Annotated in this window: 1 protein-coding gene and 1 pseudogene; both read left to right on the top strand. The window is 67.3% G+C overall.

The window, feature by feature from the left end; all coding sequences use genetic code 11:
- Positions 1-219 (top strand): annotated as a pseudogene (locus AC1DWF_RS36280) (hydantoinase/oxoprolinase family protein); the annotation flags it as partial.
- A gap of 5 nt (positions 220-224) precedes the next feature.
- The coding region (locus AC1DWF_RS36285; RefSeq protein ID WP_476843286.1) for a hydantoinase B/oxoprolinase family protein at positions 225-606 on the top strand (382 nt) is incomplete at its 3' end.

Below are 606 nucleotides of genomic sequence, written 5' to 3' on the forward strand. Positions count from 1 at the left end.
GCGGGCGCCGAGCCGCCGAAGGTCGCGCAGACCCTCCGCGTCTTCTTCGACGGCGGCTGGCACGACGTGCCGCTCTACTGGCGCGCCGATCTCGCCGCGGGCCATCGCTTCATGAGCCCCTGCGTCGTCGCGCAGGACGACACCACCAGCTGCATCCCGCCCGGCTTCTCCGCCATCGTGGACGCGACCGGCAACATCATCCTCGAGGCGGCGGAGTGACGGCCATGAACATCGACAAGGTCACCCTCGAGATCCTCGCCAACCACACGCGCGCCGCGGCCGAGAACATGGCCTACACGCTGTACCGGACGGCGCATTCCACCTTCGTCAAGGAGACGGGGGACTTCACCATCCAGCTTCTCGACAAGGAGGGCCGCACCGTTGCGGTGCCGCTGGACCTCGGCGCCACCTGGTATCCCGGCCTCGACTACGGCAAGGCCATCGCCCTGGTGGAGGGCGGCTACAAGCCCGGCGATGTCGGCTTCACCAACGATCCCTATTCCGGCTACCTCTCCACCCACGCGCCGGACCTGCACATGTGGAAGCCGATCTTCCACGAGGGCGAGCTGCTCTGCTTCTGCTCCGGCCATATCCACAACACCGACA

This window comes from Aminobacter sp. P4_D5 (assembly GCF_056401815.1).